This window comes from Kitasatospora sp. NPDC057015 (genome assembly GCF_042673745.1).
In the GTDB taxonomy this organism is placed as follows: domain Bacteria; phylum Actinomycetota; class Actinomycetes; order Streptomycetales; family Streptomycetaceae; genus Kitasatospora.
Window position 1 is genome coordinate 1 of the sequence record NZ_JBHUSG010000072.1, and the last position, 16,507, is coordinate 16,507.

A 16,507-nucleotide genomic window follows, 5' to 3' on the forward strand; every position below is an offset into this window, starting at 1 on the left:
GGTGTGGCGGACAGCCTCAACGCTGCCCACCACACCCCGGCCGTCGTCGTTCAAACGACAACCACCGTCCAGCGGATGCGCTGCCGGGGTGTCGGAGATTCGGTGCCGTGGCCGCCGTCAGTTGAGCACTTCCGCCGCCGGACTCGCCTATCTGCGCTCGGACCGCGCCCCGCCGGTCGGCCGGCAGGCCAGACCGCTGACAAGCCGGCGTGCCCGCCCTAGGGAAGCTGCTCAGCCATCGGCGTAGTCTTCAGGCGTCTCCATGCGGGTGAGCCGACCACGGCGGAGAGTCCTGCCGAAAGCCCGGAGTTGCGGACTTCCACGGGATGATCCAGCGCCGGCGCTCCCGGCCTCTGGGATTCGGGAGGTATCCGCGGGCGCGGACGGCCTTGCGTGGGCGAGCGTTGACCGTATCGACACCCCGCGCCGGTCGGCGCCTCCCTGCGGCCCTCGACGTAGTACCAGAGCCCTCGAAAGGACCGACGGTTCGGCGTGCACGGTCGGACCTCCGCATCCACCGCACTCGTCACCGCAGTCTTCACGCTGATTCCGCTACCTGGTAACGGAGTTAAGGATCTCGCGAAGGCCGCCCCGAGGACGGGCCAGTCGGTCGAGGCGGTGGTTGTCGTTTGAACGACGACGGCCGGGGTGTGGTGGGCAGCGTTGAGGCTGTCCGCCGCACCCCGGCCGTCGTCGGTGGTGTCGGGAGGTGTGTGCTGGGGTCAGTCGATCAGTGTGGCGCTGATGACGGCGTTGGCGCCGGCGGTGCGGGTGGCGGTGATGGTGACGTCGCCGGTGACGGTCCAGCCGACGTAGGTGCCGTTTGCGAAGGAGCCGGGGTCGAAGGTGTCGAGGACGGCGCCGGTCGCGGTGTCGGTGACGGTGAGGGTTTCGCGGCGGGTTGTGCTGTCCCAGTCGAGGAGGTAGAGGGTGACCCGCTTGGAGCTGCCGTCGGTGATGTTGACGCGGAGCTTGACCGCGCTGTTGTTGTAGAGGCTGCCGGCGATGCGGCCGGTCCCGCCGCGCTGGGTGGCGCGTACGGGGGTGGGGTTGGCGTCCCAGGTGTAGGCCGTCCCCGCCACCGTGGTCAGCTGGACGCCGGGGGCGGCCTGCGCACTGTCGCCGTAGACGCTGTATCCGCTGCTCCCGAAGGTGCCCTTCCAGTTGCCCTGCACGGTGGTGTTCACCTGGCGGGCGGTGGCGGTGGCGGCCTGGGGAGGTCCGAAGAACAGGCCGCTGATGACGGCGTTGGCGCCCGCCGTGCTCTGCACCGTGAAGGTCACGGTGCCGGCGATGTCCCAGCTGAGGTACTTGCCGCCGGTGAAGGTGCCGCTGGCGACGGTGGTGAGCACGTTGCCCAGGGAGTCCGTGATGGTCACGGTCTCCTGGCGGGGGTTGGTGGATCCGCTGTCCCAGTCGAGCAGGTAGAGCCCGATCCGACGGGTGTCGGCGTTGGTGTTGGTCACGGTGAGGGAGAACTTGTTGCCGTTGCCGTATTCGCCGGCGGCGATCCTGCCCGTGCCGGCCTTCTGCAGCGCCCGCGCGTCGGTCGTCGTGCCGGTCCAGGTGAAGGGTGTGCCGGTGGACGTCACGGTGATGCCCGCCGGGAGGGACGTCGTGTCGCCGGGTATCCGGTAACCGGCGCCGCCGTAGACGCCCTTCCAGTTGCCCTGCGTCGTGGTGTCGGTGGCCGGATTGGTCGCGCTCGGCCCGGCGGCCGCGATGAGCGGGAGCTGACTGGGGTCGGTTCCGGAGCCACCGGAATAGTTGAAGCCGAGGCTGGCGGTGAAGGTCTGAGGTGCCGCGTTCCCGGTACTCGGTGAGGTCACCTGCCAGCTGACCTGCCCGGTGCCGCCGGCTGCTACGGAGGCGACGGCCGCCGACGGGCTGCCGACCGTCCAGCCTGCCGGGCCGGTGAGCGTTCCGGTGAGGTTGGTGATGCCCACCGGTGAGTTGTTGGTGAGGGTGGCGGTGACGGTGGCGGTATTGCCCGGGGCCACCCAGTTGCCGGGAGAGGGGGTCAGTACTGTGCTGACGGCGGGCCCGGAGGTGGTGTCGCCGCCGGCGTGTACGCGGAACAGTGCGACACCGTGTCCGGGCACCGAGGACTTCGCGATGGTGCCGGCGGACAGCTTGCTCTGGTGCGCCCACAGGTCGTTGACGACGTAGCCGGTGGAGCTGGCGGGCAGCCCCACGGCGGTAGCCGTCGTGGACATGGTGACGGGGGCCACGTCGCGGTTGAACAGGGCGACGGCGACGTCGCCGTTGCTGAGGTTCTTCTTCCAGACCTGGTGCTTCTTCGAGGCGTCCTCGGAGACGAGCCTGGCCTGGTACACCAGGGGGTCCTGGTCGATCTTGATCACGTCGGCGTTGGTGTACGTGGCCTTGGTGGCGGCGCCGAAGGTGCCGGCGGTGTCACTGGGGTCGGTTCCGGCCATCAGGGGTGCCGCGGACATCGCCCACAGTGACATCTCGGAGCGGCCCTCCTCGTCGCTGATGCCTTTGATCCCGACGCCCATCATGTCGGGATCGTTGGTCGCTCCCGGCTTGGTGGCTTCCGGGTGCTCGGCGTTCTGGTCGAAGTTGGCGACGATCTGGTCCCACTCGGCCAGGCCCCCGCCCCACTGGATGTCACGCCCCGAGCGCCACGCGTTGGCCGTGTTGGGACCCCAGGTCCACGGCTGGGTGCCGAAGTCCCAGCCGCTGCAGGCGTACATCACCATGGGCCGCCCGGTGGCGGTGATGGCGTCACGCATCCGCCCGTAGAGGATCGAGGCGATCTCGGCACTCGTCTTCCCCGGGAAGTCAGCGCTCGGGACGTTGCACCAGTCGTCCTCGATGAGGTCGACTCCCCAGTCCGCGAAGGTCTGGGCGTCGGCGGTCTCATGGCCGTAGCTGGCCACGTACCCGGCGCAGGTCGTGGTGCCGGCGTCGGTGTAGATGCCCGCGAGCAGTCCCTTGGAGTGGATGTAGTCGATCAGGTTCTTTATCCCGTAGGGGAACTTGACCGGGTCCGGCACGATCTTGCCGTTCGTGTCGCGGGTCTTCGCGATGCATTCCTGGATCAGCAGGTACTTGTAGCCGGCGTCCTTCATGCCGGTGGACACCATCGCATCGGCGATCGAGCGCATCTTCGCGTCGTCGTAGTTGCAGCCGAGACTGTTCCAGTTGGCGAACCCCATCATGGGCGTCCTGGCCAGCCCGTTCTCCAGGGCCTGCGCCGGAACGGCGCTGACGGACAGCACGCCGACGGACGCCGGTACAGCCATGAGGACGACGGCCACCGCGGCCGTGGCCAGGCGGCGCAACTGTTCGAACGCCGCGCGCCACCGGCTCGGCCGGGAACCGACCGGAGGCGGCGAACTTGAACGGGACAAGGTGACCATCTGAAGCCCTTCGTTGAGGAGTCGGGCCTCACGGCGACGAGCGCGGTGAGGCCGGGCCGGACCGTCTGTCCGCGGTCCCCGGCCGAATGGAGGCCGAGGAGTGTTGGGATGCCGCCCGCGGTCGTGGAGAGTCGGCCGCCGTGCAGCCGCCGTGCAGCCCTGGCAGGGCCGCACGGTGCCGAGCTCCTTGCATCTGGGCGGGGGTGTTCTTCCGTGCCGTGATCGTGGACGGCCGGCATCTGGCTGGGGACTTTATGAGCGACACCGAGGGGGGTCAATAGAGGTACAGTATGACTATTGAAAAGTGCAAGGCCCGCCCTGCATGGCCGCGCCGCCCACCACGATCGGCCCGTACGACCTTCGACGCTGGTGGAGGACGTTCCGCAGGGACCCGCGGGGATCGAAACCGGCGCTTGCAAAGGTCCCTACAATAGGACTTTTACGGTCCACACCCTCGGCAACGGGAGCACTCGATGAACCCCGAACGAAGTGCCCCACGTGGCCTGCACGGGCATCTGGTGCACGAACTCGGCAGGGACATCGCCCACGGCCGCCTCGCGGCCGGCGACCAGATCGTCCCCGAGGACGTCGGCGAGCGGCACGGCGTCTCACGGACCGTCGTCCGGGAGGCTCTGCGGGTCCTGGAGAGCAAGGGCATGGTCGTGGCACGGCCCAAGACCGGCACCAGAGTGCGCCCCGTCGAGGAATGGGACCTGCTCGACCGCGACGTCATCCTGTGGCGAGCCCAGAGTTCGCACTGGCGGTCCCAACTCGCCGACCTGCTCGACATGCGCGCCGCCATCGAGCCGCTCGCCGCCCGAGGATGCGCCAGGCGGGCCACCCCCGAGGACATCGTCCACCTGCTCGCCCACTGCGCCACCATGGACAAAGCCGTCAGCAGCCGGGACTGGCCGGCCTTCCACAAGGCCGACCGGGCATTCCACGGCAAGCTGCTCGCCGCCTCCGGCAACCTCGCCCTGCGCAGGCTCTCCGGCGCCATCGACGCCGTCCTCGAGGTGCGGAGTACCCTCGAACTGGAGCCCGAGAGCATCGAGCCCGACGTCGTGACCGCCCACTACGCAATCGTCGAGGCGATCAGCCACCGCGATCCGACCCAGGCCGAAACAGCATCCCGCACACTGATCGACACCGCCGAACACGAGATAGACCAGGCACTCGAACATGCCAGGCAGACCCGCACCAAACGTCCCAGGACCCGCGTGGTCTGACCGCCCCCCGACATGCCCACAGCCGGCCCGACCAGACCACGCGGATCCCACTCCCAGCCCGTACCTCGGCTCCGGTTCAGGCTCCGTTGCGCGGCTGGGGGATCTCGGCGGCGGTGACGGTGCTCGCGGGTGTCACGGCGTCATGCGGGGCTTCGACGGCCCGCGACGAGGCGGTGATGTTCTGGCCGGACTCGTCAGCTGACGCATCGTCCTCTCGCATCGCCCTGGTCTCCGCCTTCAGAATGCGCATGGACTTGCCGAGTCCCCGGGCCATCTCGGGCAGCTTCTTCGAGCCGAAGAGGAGAAGGACGATGGCCAGCATCACCAGGAGGTGCCAGGGCTCCAGGCCGTTACGCAGCATTGCCGACCACTGGTCCCTTCGATTGTCGTCTTCACATTGTTGAAGTACGGGGCAGGCCTGGGCACAATCTCTCCAGCCGGTTACCTCGGGCGCCGGCATCCCGCATCCGAGTCAGCCGTGTGGGTCATCCGATGGCTGTGGCGAAGACGTGGATGGCCTTGGTCGTCGGCAGGGTCACCGAGACGACCTGTTTGCCGGCTGCCAGGGCGACCGAGCGGTAGAAGACCCGGTAGTAGTAGTCGGGGTTGGCGGGTCCGGATTGAGTATTACGGCCCTTGACAGCGACGACCGCGTCACCTTGCGTGGTTGCGGCCCAGTTGGGGAAGGACAGGGTGAAGTCCTGTGCGGTGCCGTCGCTGTAGGCGATCGTGCCGGTCCCGGAAGGGGATCCGATGCCGGCACCGAGGAAACCGAGGGTGCTGCCACTGCCGCTCACCTTGAAGACGGCGTTGCCGGTGACGTTGTCCACCGTGCCCGCTGCGCCGGCCGGCCAGCTGAAGTTGAGGCCGCCGGTGCTGAAGGAGGCTCCGGGCTGTAGACCCGCCTGGGCGAGGGCCGATGCGGAGTAACTGTTCCCTGTACCGTCGAAGTTGCCCACCGTGTAGTTCGTGCTGTCGGTGATGCCGACGTTGTTGAACGTCTTGGCGAGGTCGGTGTACTCACTCACCCTGTATATGACGGTGCCGTGCGCGGGCACACCGGCGGAGATGGTGCCGGACGTCCTGTTCCGGGTCTTGGTGACGAGATCGGTGATGTCCCGAGCACCGCTCAGGCCGATCGTCGCGGTCGTGGTGCTGATGGTCTGCGCGGTGTCGCCCTTGTTGAACAGCACCACCGCGCGGTCACCGTTCGCGAGCGGCTTGGACAACACGTCGTAGCCGGTTCCGGTCTGCACGACGGTGCCCTGGGTCCCGAGCGGGTCCTGGTCGACGGCGATGACGTCCTTGTTGGTGAGGATTCCCAGGGCGCCTGAGGAGATGTTGGCGAGGTCGGTGCTGATCAGCAGCGGAGCGGCCATCTCCGACCACAGGGTGAACTGGGTCTGTTGCTCGGTCAGCGTGGCACCTGAGCTGCCGGCCACCAGCATGTCCGCGTCGTTCCAGTGCCCGGAGCTCTGGTAGCCCGCCAGCCTGACATTGGTCTTGTAGGTCTTCAGAATGCTGGTCCAGTTCTGGCCGGCGTCGACGGCGGTGCGCCACAGGTCCCCGTACCGGGGAGTCCAGTCCATGGAGTCCCAGTAGCTGACACTGTTGTCGCCGCACCACCACGCGATCGAGGCGGGGGCCGAGATGCCCAGAACCATGGACCGCCCAGTGGCAGCGATGGCCTTCTGTGCCTCCGCGTAACGGGCCTTGATGTCCTGCGACGCCACGATGTCGTTGCAGTGGTTGCGGATGAGGGTGTTCGGCTCACTACCGCACAGGTCGAGCTTGATGTAGTCCACGCCCCAGTCGGCGAATGTCTGCATGTCCGCGGTGTAGTGGCCGGCGCTGCCCGGGTACCCCGCGCAGGTCGACTCGGATGCGGCCGAGTAGATGCCGAACTTCAGGCCGGCGGTGTGCATGTAGTCGGCGAGCCACTTCATGCCGTGCGGGAACTTGATCGAGTCGGCCTGGAGTTTGCCGGCCGCGTCGCGGCTCTTGGCAGCCCAGCAGTCGTCGATGTTGACGTACGAGTAGCCGACGTCCTTGAGGCCTTTGGACTTGAATGCGTCGGCGACGCCGGTCATGAGCGTCTCGGTGACGTTGCAACCGAAGTTCAGCCAGTCGTTGAACCCCATCGGAGGGGTGGAGGTCACCGCTGCCGTCGTCGACACCGCTGCGGTGGAAGCCGCCGCCGGAACCGAGGACGCAGTCGAAAGTAGGGCGCCAACTGACACTGCTGCGACCAGGAGCCCGGGCAAGCCACGGAGCGTAGCTCGTTGCGTGGTGCTGTTCGAATTCATGCTGCTGTCCTTCCGGAGTGGACGCGGAGAAAGGCGGATCGGGGCGCTGTCCGATGCGTATACCGTGAAGGGAGATGCGTAAATATGCCTGATGATGCCACTGGCCGAGCAGATTTACACAGGATCCAGCAGTCGTCAAGGCCGGGGTGGCGCACTGTTCGCGCGGTGGACCACCGACCGGGGGTGTGGAAGCGGAGAAGATCGCCGACGGCATCCCGTCGGCGGGACGGCGCCCCTTCCGCTGCCTCTGTCCCGCCATCGGTGGTAGCAGGGGGTGTTCGGGCGACAAGGACGTGGTAGCGGAGGAGGGTGGCCCCGGCTCGGCCGTGCGTCTGCCGCATGACCTTTCTGGTGCGGGGAATTGATGCCTTGGGTGCGGCCGATGTTGCGGGGGTGAGCGGGCCCGCGTCGTCGGCGGCGCGGTCGGGTTCTGGGTACCCCGGCCGTCCGCGGACACGTCCGCCACCGTCCGACGGTGGAAACCGTGCACCTGCCCCGTCGGCGTGCAGCACACGGGGCACGGCACCGGGCCCTCCTGGGCCCGGGCCGTCATCCGGATGCGCTCGCCCTCGGCGACCACATCCCCGACGATCAGCGCCGGCAACCTTCAAAGCGCCGTTTCCACAAGGACTTTGACATCAAGGGCGCCCCACCCTGACGCAGGTGAATTTCTATCGCCGTCGGCCCGAGCCTCGCGGTCTGCGGGCTGGGAGTGGGATCCGCGTGGTGTGATCGGGCCGGCTGTGGGCATGTCGGGGGGAGGTCAGACCACGCGGGTCCTGGGACGTTTGGTGCGGGTCTGCCTGGCATGTTCGAGTGCCTGGTCTATCTCGTGTTCGGCGGTGTCGATCAGTGTGCGGGATGCTGTTTCGGCCTGGGTCGGATCGCGGTGGCTGATCGCCTCGACGATTGCGTAGTGGGCGGTCACGACGTCGGGCTCGATGCTCTCGGGCTCCAGTTCGAGGGTGCTCCGTACCTCGAGGACGGCGTCGATGGCGCCGGAGAGCCTGCGCAGGGCGAGGTTGCCGGAGGCGGCGAGCAGCTTGCCGTGGAATGCCCGGTCGGCCTTGTGGAAGGCCGGCCAGTCCCGGCTGCTGACGGCTTTGTCCATGGTGGCGCAGTGGGCGAGCAGGTGGACGATGTCCTCCGGGGTGGCCCGCCTGGCGCATCCTCGGGCGGCGAGCGGCTCGATGGCGGCGCGCATGTCGAGCAGGTCGGCGAGTTGGGACCGCCAGTGCGAACTCTGGGCTCGCCACAGGATGACGTCGCGGTCGAGCAGGTCCCATTCCTCGACCGGGCGCACTCTGGTGCCGGTCTTGGGTCGTGCCACGACCATGCCCTTGCTCTCCAGGACCCGCAGTGCCTCCCGGACGACGGTGCGTGAGACGCCGTGCCGCTCGCCGACGTCTTCGGGGACGATCTGGTCGCCGGCCGCGAGGCGGCCGTGGGCGATGTCCCTGCCGAGTTCGTGCACCAGATGCCCGTGCAGGCCACGTGGGGCACTTCGTTCGGGGTTCATCGAGTGCTCCCGTTGCCGAGGGTGTGGACCGTAAAAGTCCTATTGTAGGGACCTTTGCAAGCGCCGGTTTCGATCCCCGCGGGTCCCTGCGGAACGTCCTCCACCAGCGTCGAAGGTCGTACGGGCCGATCGTGGTGGGCGGCGCGGCCGTGCGGGGCGGGCCTTGCACTTTTTAATAGTCATACTGTACCCCTATTGACCCCCCTCGGTGTCGCTCATAAAGTCCCCAGCCAGATGCCGGCCGTCCACGATCACGGCGCGGAAGAACACCCCCGCCCAGATGCAAGGAGCAGCGAGTGAACTACGAAGCCGCCCACGGAAGAGCATCCGAGGGTTCCGGGTCTGCTCTGCAGCCCAGCCGCCGTTCCCTGCTGCGGGCGGCCGGAGCACTCGGTGCGGTGCTGATGATCGGCGGGGTGCGGCCGTTCGAAGCCCATGCCGCAGCGACCCGCACCGAGTCGTTGGCGCTGGTGGACGACGCGTCCGCGACACGGCTCTGGTACACCTCGCCGGGCACGGAGGCGACCATCATCTCGACGGGCCTGCCGATCGGCAACGGCCGGATCGGGGCCCTGGTGGGGGGCGACCCCACCAAGGACTTCCTGTACATCACCGACAGCACGCTGTGGACCGGCACGCTGAACAACACCCTGCAGGGCGACGGTCAGTTCTCCTACGACAACACCACGTTCGGGACGCTGTCGCTGCTGGCCAAGGCGTTCGTCTCGGTGCCGGCGCACACCATGTCCGCGATCAGCAACTACCAGCGGGCGCTGGACCTGAGCAACGGCATCGTCACGACCACGTACACCTACAACAGCGTGACGTACCGCCGTGAGGTGTTCGCCAGCTACCCGGACGACGTGATCGTGGTCCGGCTGACCCAGGGCGGCGGCGGGTCCTACACGGGCACGGCCACCCTCAACGGGACGCACACCGGCGAGACCACCGCCTCGAACGCGACCGGCAAGTACGCCTCCTTCACCGGGACGCTCGGCAACAACCTGAAGTACGGCGCGGCGATCACGGCGACGGGCACGGGCACCGGCGCGGTGATCAGCGCGAGCGGCACCGGCGTGACGTTCAGCGGCTGTTCGGAGGTGGTCATCGTGATCACCGGCGGCACCAACTACAAGCCGGACGCCGCCGTGGGCTTCATGGACACCGCCGTCAACCCCACCAACGTCGCCGTGACGAAGGCCACGACGGCCGCCGCCGTCGTCGGCAGCTCCCTGCTCGCGACCCATGTGGCGGACTACCAGGCGCTCTACAACACCATCGGCTTCAACGTCGGCACCTCCACCGCCGCGCAGAAGGCGACGGACACCTGGGCGAGGCTGAATGCCCGAGCAGTCGCGGGCGCCGCGGCGGACCCGGAACTGGAGGCGAGCTACCTGCAGTTCGGCCGGTACCTGATGATCACCGGGTCCCGCTCCAGCGTGCCGATCAACCTCCAGGGCCTGTGGCTGGACAGGAACAATCCGGACTGGATGGCCGACTACCACATCGACATCAACGTCCAGATGAACTACTGGCTGTCCGACCGCACCGGACTCGGCTCCTGCTTCAACGCCTTCGCCGACTACTGCGTCGCGCAGCTTTCCTCCTGGACGACGGTCACCCAGGCCCAGTTCAACGACTCCCGCAACAGGTTCCGCAACTCGACCGGCACCGTGGCGGGCTGGACCACCGCCATCTCCACCAACATCTACGGCGGCTCTGGCTGGCACTGGCACCCGGCCGGCAACGCCTGGATCTGCCGCTCCCTGTGGGAGCACTACGAGTACACGCAGGACACGGCCTACCTCACCAAGATCTACCCGCTGCTCAAGGGCGCCTGCGAGTTCTGGCAGGCCCGGCTCATCTCCACCACGGTCACGGTCGACGGGGTCACCAGCACCGTCCTGATCGACGACAAGGACTGGTCTCCCGAGCAGGGCCCGGAGGACGCCAAGGGCATCACCTACGCCCAGGAACTCGTCTGGGACCTGTTCGATATGTACGGCAAGGCCAGCGCCAAGCTCAACCGGGACACCACCTTCGCCACCACGATCGCCGGTCTGAAGGCCAAGCTCTACTTGCCCGTGGTCAGCCCCACGACCGGTTGGCTGGAGGAGTGGATGGCAGCGGACAGCCCCGGCAACACAGAAACCACCCACCGCCACCTGTCACCGCTGATCGGCCTGTTCCCGGGCGACCGCATCACCGCCGACGGCAGCCCGGCCGCCCTCCTCACCGGGGTCACCAATCTCCTCACCGCTCGGGGGATGGACAACTTCGGCTGGGCGATGGCCTGGCGCGCTCTGTGCTGGGCCCGTCTCAAGGACGCCGGCAACGCCTACAAGGCCGTCCTCAGGGTCATGGCACCGTCGATCAGCTTCAGCAACGGAACAGCGCCCAACTTCTTCGACATGTACAGCTTCGGCAGCCGGGCGACGTTCCAGATCGACGCGAACCTCGGCACGCCGTCCGCCATGATCGAGATGCTCCTCTACTCGCGCCTCGGCCAGATCGAGCTCCTCCCCGCGCTGCCCGCGGCCTGGGCCGACGGCAAGATCACCGGCATACCGGTCCGCGGCGGGTTCACCGTCGACCTCACCTGGGCCGGCAGCCAGGTCAGTTCCGCCAAGATCACCAGCACCGGCGGCACGGCGACCACGGTCAAGTTCGGGGCCTGGACCCAGGCGATCACCCTGGCGTCCGGCGGTTCAATCACCCTCAACCCCCCGCCCCGCACCGCCGCGAGCACGCGTCTGGCGCAGTCGTCGATGACGGTGAAGTACGTCGACAGTGCGGAGACGACGTCGGAGACCGCCCCCGGCAGTAACGTCCTGGACGGCAACACGGCCACCTACTGGCACACCAAGTGGTCCGGCACGGCGGCGCCGATGCCCCACGAGATCCAGCTTGACCTCGGCAAGAACCGGTCCGTCACCGACCTGTACTACCTCCCCCGGCAGAACAGCGCCAACGGCCGGATCAAGAACTACACGGTGTACACCTCCACCGACGGCACCACCTGGGGCGCCGCGGTGGCCACCGGCGCCTTCGCCAACACCACCGCCGAACAGAAGGTCACCTTCAGCGCCGTCACCGCCCGCTACGTCCGCCTCGTGGCCACCAGCGAGGTCAACGGCAACGCCTGGACCTCGATCGCCGAACTCAACGTCGGGGTCGTCCCTCCCCAGCGCATCCCGCAGTCGTCGATGTCGGTGAAGTACGCGGACAGCGCGGAGACGGCGGCGGAGAACGGCGCCGGCGCCAACGTCCTGGACGGCAACCCCGCCACGGCTTGGGTGACGAAGTGGTCCGGCACTGCCGCACCGCTGCCCCACGAGATCCAGCTCGACCTCGGCAAGAACTACTCCGTCAGCGACCTGTACTACCTGCCCAGGCCCAACACCCCCAACGGTCGGATCAAGGACTACCAGGTCTACACCTCCACCGACGGCACCACCTGGGGCACCGCGGTGGCCACCGGCACCTTCGCCAACACCACTGCCGAACAGAACGCCACCTTCAACGCCGTCACCGCCCGCTACGTCCGCCTCGTGGCCACCAGCGAGGTCAGCGGCAACGCCAACTGGTCCGCCGTCGCCGAACTCAACATCGGTGCCGTGTAACCGGCAGACCGCACCAGCCGACGTGCGGCCCGCCCAGGGCCGCACGTCGGCTGTGGTACGTCGATCGGCAGCCCCCGGCCGCAGGAGGCGTCCCGCGGACGACGGCGTCGGGTCGACGCGAGGACCTAGCCATGCGCGAGCGTCCCGTCCCGTTTCGTTCCTTGGAAGGAGAACCGAGGCTTCGCCGTCCAAGAGAGCAGTACTGGCGGCCGGCCGCGGCCCTGCTGACAGCCGACTACCCCGGCTACACCGAGAAGCAGCTCGCGCAGGTGCTCTTCCCGAGGATGAGCAACGCACTCGCCGCGACCAACCGCCCGATCCTGTACATGCTCTCGGCCTGCTGCTCCGCGCTGGACTTCACGTCGTGGGCCGCGAGTACGTCCAATCAGTGGCGCATCTCCACGGACATCAATGACTCCTGGAGCAGAATCATGTACAACTTCGGCCATGACACGGGGCACGCCGCCGCCGGGCCTGGCGGATGGAACGGCCCGGACATACTGGAGGTGGGCAACGGCGGCATGACCGACGCCGAGGACCGTACGCACTTCGGTCTCTGGGCCGTGGTGGCCGCGCCGCTCGTCATGGGACATGACGTCAGCACGCAGAGCGCTGCCACCAAGGCGATCCTGAGCAACGCCGATGTGATCGCGGTGGACCAGGACTCGAAGGGCGTACAGGGGACGGTCGTCAGCGACTCCGGCGGCCTGCTCGTGATGCGCAAGCCGCTGGCGAACGGTGATGTGGCCGTGACGCTCACCAACAAGAACAGCGCCAGTGCCACGATCAGCACGACAGCCTCGGCCCTCGGTATCGGCGGGGTGGCCAGCTACTCGCTCAAGCATCTGTGGAGCAAGGGCACCTCGACGGCCACCGGCGCCATCAGCGCCACCGTCGCGAGCCACGCCACGGTGATGTACCGGGTGACGCCGAACGGCACGGTACCGCCCCCGCCTCCTTCGCCGATCGTCGACGGTGGCGTCTATACGATCTCCGACTCGGGTCAGGCGATCGATGATCCGGGCCACTCGACGACCAGCGGTACGCAGTTGATCGGATGGGCCCTGAACACCGGCACCAATCAGCAGTGGACCGCCACGGCGAACTCCGACGGCACGTGGCAGTTGAAGAACAAGTACTCCAGTCTGTGCATGGACGTTTCGGGCGGCTCGGCCACAGCCGGGGCCGCGATCATCCAGTGGACCTGCACAGGCGGCACCAACCAGCGGTGGAAGCCTTTCGCCTCCGATAGCGGCTGGGCGCTTGTCTCCGCCAGCAGCGGTATGGCGGTCACGGAGGCGAGTGCTTCGAACAGCGCACTCATGACGCAGCAGTCCAACACCGGTGCGGCGAACCAGGTCTGGACCTTCACCAAGGTCGAGTGACCTTCCGGCAGGACGATTGGCCAGGTCGGTCCTCTCGATCGGATGAGAACCAGAACGAGGCTCGGCAGTGGCAGCGGGGCGCGCGGGACGATTCCTCGCGCCCCATGCGAAATCCTTGCGGGCCGGTGACGGCTCCGACGTGAGGAAGCAAACTCCCTGACCGCTGACAACGGCCGGGGTGTGGTGGGCAGTTCTTCACACTGCCCACCACACCCCGGCCGCCTGCCGTTCAAGCGGAGATCGCCACCCGGCGGGAGCCGGGGTCTGTTGTCGAACTCGCATCTGCAGAGCGTCGTCGGGAGTTTGACGCCAGACCGGGGGAAGCCAGGGCTGGTCTGTCCGCCGGCCTGGAGGGAGCACGGAGGCGAGGCGCCGGTGACCGTCAGGGCACAGACTGGGGCCCCGGACGAGGTCGAAAGGCCCCGGGGATGCGAGCAGGTGCTGTGGGCAAGGGACAGGGCCTCCCGGTCGGTCCGGACGGTGGTGTCCGTGCCGGCCGGGAGGCCCTGTCGCGTTCGAGCGGTGGTTAGTTGATGGTCCAGCGCTGGAGTGCGGTGTCGGTGTCCGCCTGCTGGGTGACGAGGGCTCCGTTGGTGGTGGAGGCGGTGGTGAGGAGGAGTCCGCTGCTCTTGGAGGCGATTTTGTAGCCGCCGCTGGTGGCGGGGGTTACGGTCCAGCGCTGGTTGGTGCCGGTGGTGCAGGTCCACTGGATGATGGCGGTGCCGGCGGTGGTGGATCCGCCGTTGACGTCCATGCAGAGGCCGGATTCGGCGTTGGCGATGCGGTAGGTGCCGTCGGTCTGCTGGGTGAGGACCCACTTCTGGTTGGTGCCGGTGCCGGGGGTGTAGGTGATGAGCTGGGTGCCGGGGGTGGTGGAGTGGTTGGGGTTGTCGAGGGCCTTGCCGGAGGCGGTGAGGGTGTGGGTGCCGTCGAGTGCTGCGGTGACGGTCCAGGTGAAGGTGGTGCTGCCGGTGGTGGTTCCGGCGGTGGCGGTGACGGTGACGTTGGAGGTGCCGGTCGCGGTCGGGGTGCCGGTGATCAGGCCGGTGGCGGCGTTGATCGTCAGGCCGGCCGGCAGGCCGCTCGCACTGTAGGACAGGGTGCCGGCACCGCCGGCGTTCGCCTGGATCTGCAGGCTGACGGCGGTGTTGACCTTGCTGGACCGGTTGCCGGGGTTGGTGACCGTCACGGGGCTGACACCGACCGCCGTCCAGGCGGCGGCCACCGTCTTGTAGGTGGCGCTGCCGGCGCCCCACAGGTCCGCCGCGGCCAGCAGTGATTGAGTGCGCGCCGCCTTGTAGTCGGTGGTGGACGTGAAGCGTTCGGTCAGGGCCTTGTACCAGAGCTTGAGGGCGTTCTCGCGGCCGATGCCCGGCACCGCCACGCCGTCGATGGTCGGGCTGTCGTAGTTCACCCCGTTGACGGTCTTGGCGCCGCTGCCCTCGGAGAGCAGGTAGAAGAAGTGGTTGGCCGGCCCGGAGGAGTAGTGGACGTCGAGGTTCCCGAGGCCTGCGCGCCAGTAGTCCGCCGAGTCGCCGTCCCGGCTGGGCCTGTCCATGTACCGGTCCGGAGTGCCATCGCCGTTGAGGTCGATCCGGTCGTTGACGAGGTAGTCGCCCGGATCGGCGGCGTTGTTGGCATAGAACTCCACGCCGGTGCCGAAGATGTCTGAGGTGGCCTCGTTGAGGCCGCCGGTCTCACCGGCGTACTGGAGGCCGGCGGTGGCGGCGGTGAGGCCGTGGCTCATCTCGTGCCCGGCCACGTCCAGCTGGGTCAGGGGGTGCTTGTTGTCCCGGCCGTCGCCGTAGACCGCGCAGAAGCAGGCGCCGCTCCAGTGGGCGTTGATGTACTGGTCGCCGTGGTGGACCACGGAGTTCGCGGCCACGCCGTCGCCCCGGATGCCGTTGCGGCCGAGGACGTTCTTGTAGAAGTCCCAAGTCGTCTGGGCTCCGTAGGCCGCGTCCACGGCGGCCGTGGCGATCGAGCCGGTGGTGCCGTCGCCCCAGTCGTCGTCGGCGTCGGTGAACAGGGTGCCGCTCTCGATGTCCGCATGGTTCGCGTCGTACGTCTTGTGGCCGCCGTGGCCGCTGTCGGTCATCGAGTACGTGGTGCCGGACTTGGTGGTGCCGATGCTTACCTGGCCGCTGTACTGGCTGTGGCCGGTGCCGGCGTGGATGCCCTGGTACTCGGAGAGAGTCTCGCCGGTGGCGGCATCGGTGACGACGTGCAGCTCGTTGGGAGTCCCGTCGTCCTGGACGCCGCCGATCACCGATTCCCAGGCGAGGACCGGTGTTCCGCCGGCCGCCCAGACGACCTTGCGGGGCACGCCGGTGGCGGCAGGTGCGGCTCCGCCCGCTTCCCTCGCCCGGCCGAGTGCGTACGACATCGCGGAGTCGGTGCTCGTGGCGGCCGCCGTGGTGGGCACGACGAGTTCGGCCGCGGTGGCCCGGTCGACTCCGGTGGTCACGCCGGCGGAGTTCTGATGCACGATCAGGTCACCGCCGAGAACCGGGAGTCCCGCGAGCGTGCGGTCGTACCGGGTGTGGACGGTGCCGTCGGCGTTCTTGATGACGGACTTGACGACCAACCGCTCCTGGGGCCCCAGCTTCAGCGCGGACGCGGTGGCGTCGGCCTTCGACTGCGCGTCGGCGACCAGGGACTGCTGCTGGGCCGGGGTCAGCGGGGCGGGCAACGCGCCCGATCGCGGTCCGGCCGGGGAGCCGGCGGCCGCGGTGGGGTCGCCGTTGCCCGACGGGCTCGCCGTCGCGATTCCGGCGGGCATGGTGACGGCGACCACCGCGATCGCGGCTATCAGCGCGTGTGCGGATGTTGCCGTTCGGGAGGATTGCTGCATTTGGCACTCCATGGTGGGGGAGGCCGCGATCCGCGGCCTGGACGGATTCGGACAGGTGCGGACCGTGGGGGATTCCGGCTGCGACCGTCGTACCGGTGGGTGCCGCCGGGCGGGGGGGGGGGGGGGCGGGGCGGCGGGGGGGGGCGCGGCCGCGCGCGGGGGGTGGGGGGGGGGGGGACCCCCCCCCCCGCGGGGGGGGGCGGCT

8 protein-coding genes are annotated in these 16,507 nt (G+C 68.4%); 3 read left to right on the forward strand and 5 right to left on the reverse strand.

Going from position 1 to position 16,507, the window contains the following annotated elements:
* Nucleotides 1–722 precede the first annotated feature (722 nt).
* Nucleotides 723–3,269: an NEW3 domain-containing protein gene (locus ACFTWP_RS38760; RefSeq protein WP_380269867.1), complete on the reverse strand. Its 2,547-nt coding sequence runs from the start codon at nucleotides 3,267–3,269 to the stop codon at nucleotides 723–725.
* 590 nt (nucleotides 3,270–3,859) lie between these two features.
* On the opposite strand from ACFTWP_RS38760, the gene ACFTWP_RS38765 reads away from it, so the two are divergent.
* Nucleotides 3,860–4,615: a FadR/GntR family transcriptional regulator gene (locus tag ACFTWP_RS38765; RefSeq protein ID WP_380269868.1), complete on the forward strand. Its 756-nt coding sequence runs from the start codon at nucleotides 3,860–3,862 to the stop codon at nucleotides 4,613–4,615.
* Nucleotides 4,616–4,691: 76 nt separating this feature from the next.
* Here ACFTWP_RS38765 and tatA read toward each other — a convergent pair whose 3' ends face one another.
* The 3 genes from tatA to ACFTWP_RS38780 all read right to left on the reverse strand — a co-directional run bounded on the left by tatA (nucleotide 4,692) and on the right by ACFTWP_RS38780 (nucleotide 8,440).
* On the reverse strand, nucleotides 4,692–4,976 hold the full coding sequence (gene tatA / locus ACFTWP_RS38770; RefSeq protein WP_380269869.1) for a Sec-independent protein translocase subunit TatA: 285 nt from the start codon (nucleotides 4,974–4,976) through the stop codon (nucleotides 4,692–4,694).
* A 124-nt stretch (nucleotides 4,977–5,100) separates the two neighbouring features.
* Complete coding sequence (locus ACFTWP_RS38775; protein ID WP_380269870.1) at nucleotides 5,101–6,774, reverse strand: glycoside hydrolase family 27 protein; 1,674 nt, start codon at nucleotides 6,772–6,774, stop codon at nucleotides 5,101–5,103.
* 910 nt (nucleotides 6,775–7,684) lie between these two features.
* On the reverse strand, nucleotides 7,685–8,440 hold the full coding sequence (locus ACFTWP_RS38780) for a FadR/GntR family transcriptional regulator (RefSeq protein ID WP_380269868.1): 756 nt from the start codon (nucleotides 8,438–8,440) through the stop codon (nucleotides 7,685–7,687).
* A 296-nt stretch (nucleotides 8,441–8,736) separates the two neighbouring features.
* Between ACFTWP_RS38780 and ACFTWP_RS38785 the strand changes: the two genes are divergently transcribed.
* Nucleotides 8,737–12,063 carry a discoidin domain-containing protein gene (locus tag ACFTWP_RS38785; RefSeq protein ID WP_380269871.1) on the forward strand — a complete coding sequence of 1,109 codons (3,327 nt, stop codon included), beginning with the start codon at nucleotides 8,737–8,739 and terminating at the stop codon, nucleotides 12,061–12,063.
* A gap of 131 nt (nucleotides 12,064–12,194) precedes the next feature.
* The gene (locus tag ACFTWP_RS38790) at nucleotides 12,195–13,448 is read left to right on the forward strand and encodes an RICIN domain-containing protein (protein ID WP_380269872.1); all 1,254 of its coding nucleotides are present in this window, start codon (nucleotides 12,195–12,197) and stop codon (nucleotides 13,446–13,448) included.
* 526 nt (nucleotides 13,449–13,974) lie between these two features.
* Here ACFTWP_RS38790 and ACFTWP_RS38795 read toward each other — a convergent pair.
* Nucleotides 13,975–16,302, reverse strand: a complete 2,328-nt coding sequence (locus ACFTWP_RS38795) for a M4 family metallopeptidase (RefSeq protein WP_380269873.1) — start codon at nucleotides 16,300–16,302, stop codon at nucleotides 13,975–13,977.
* Nucleotides 16,303–16,507 lie beyond the last annotated feature (205 nt).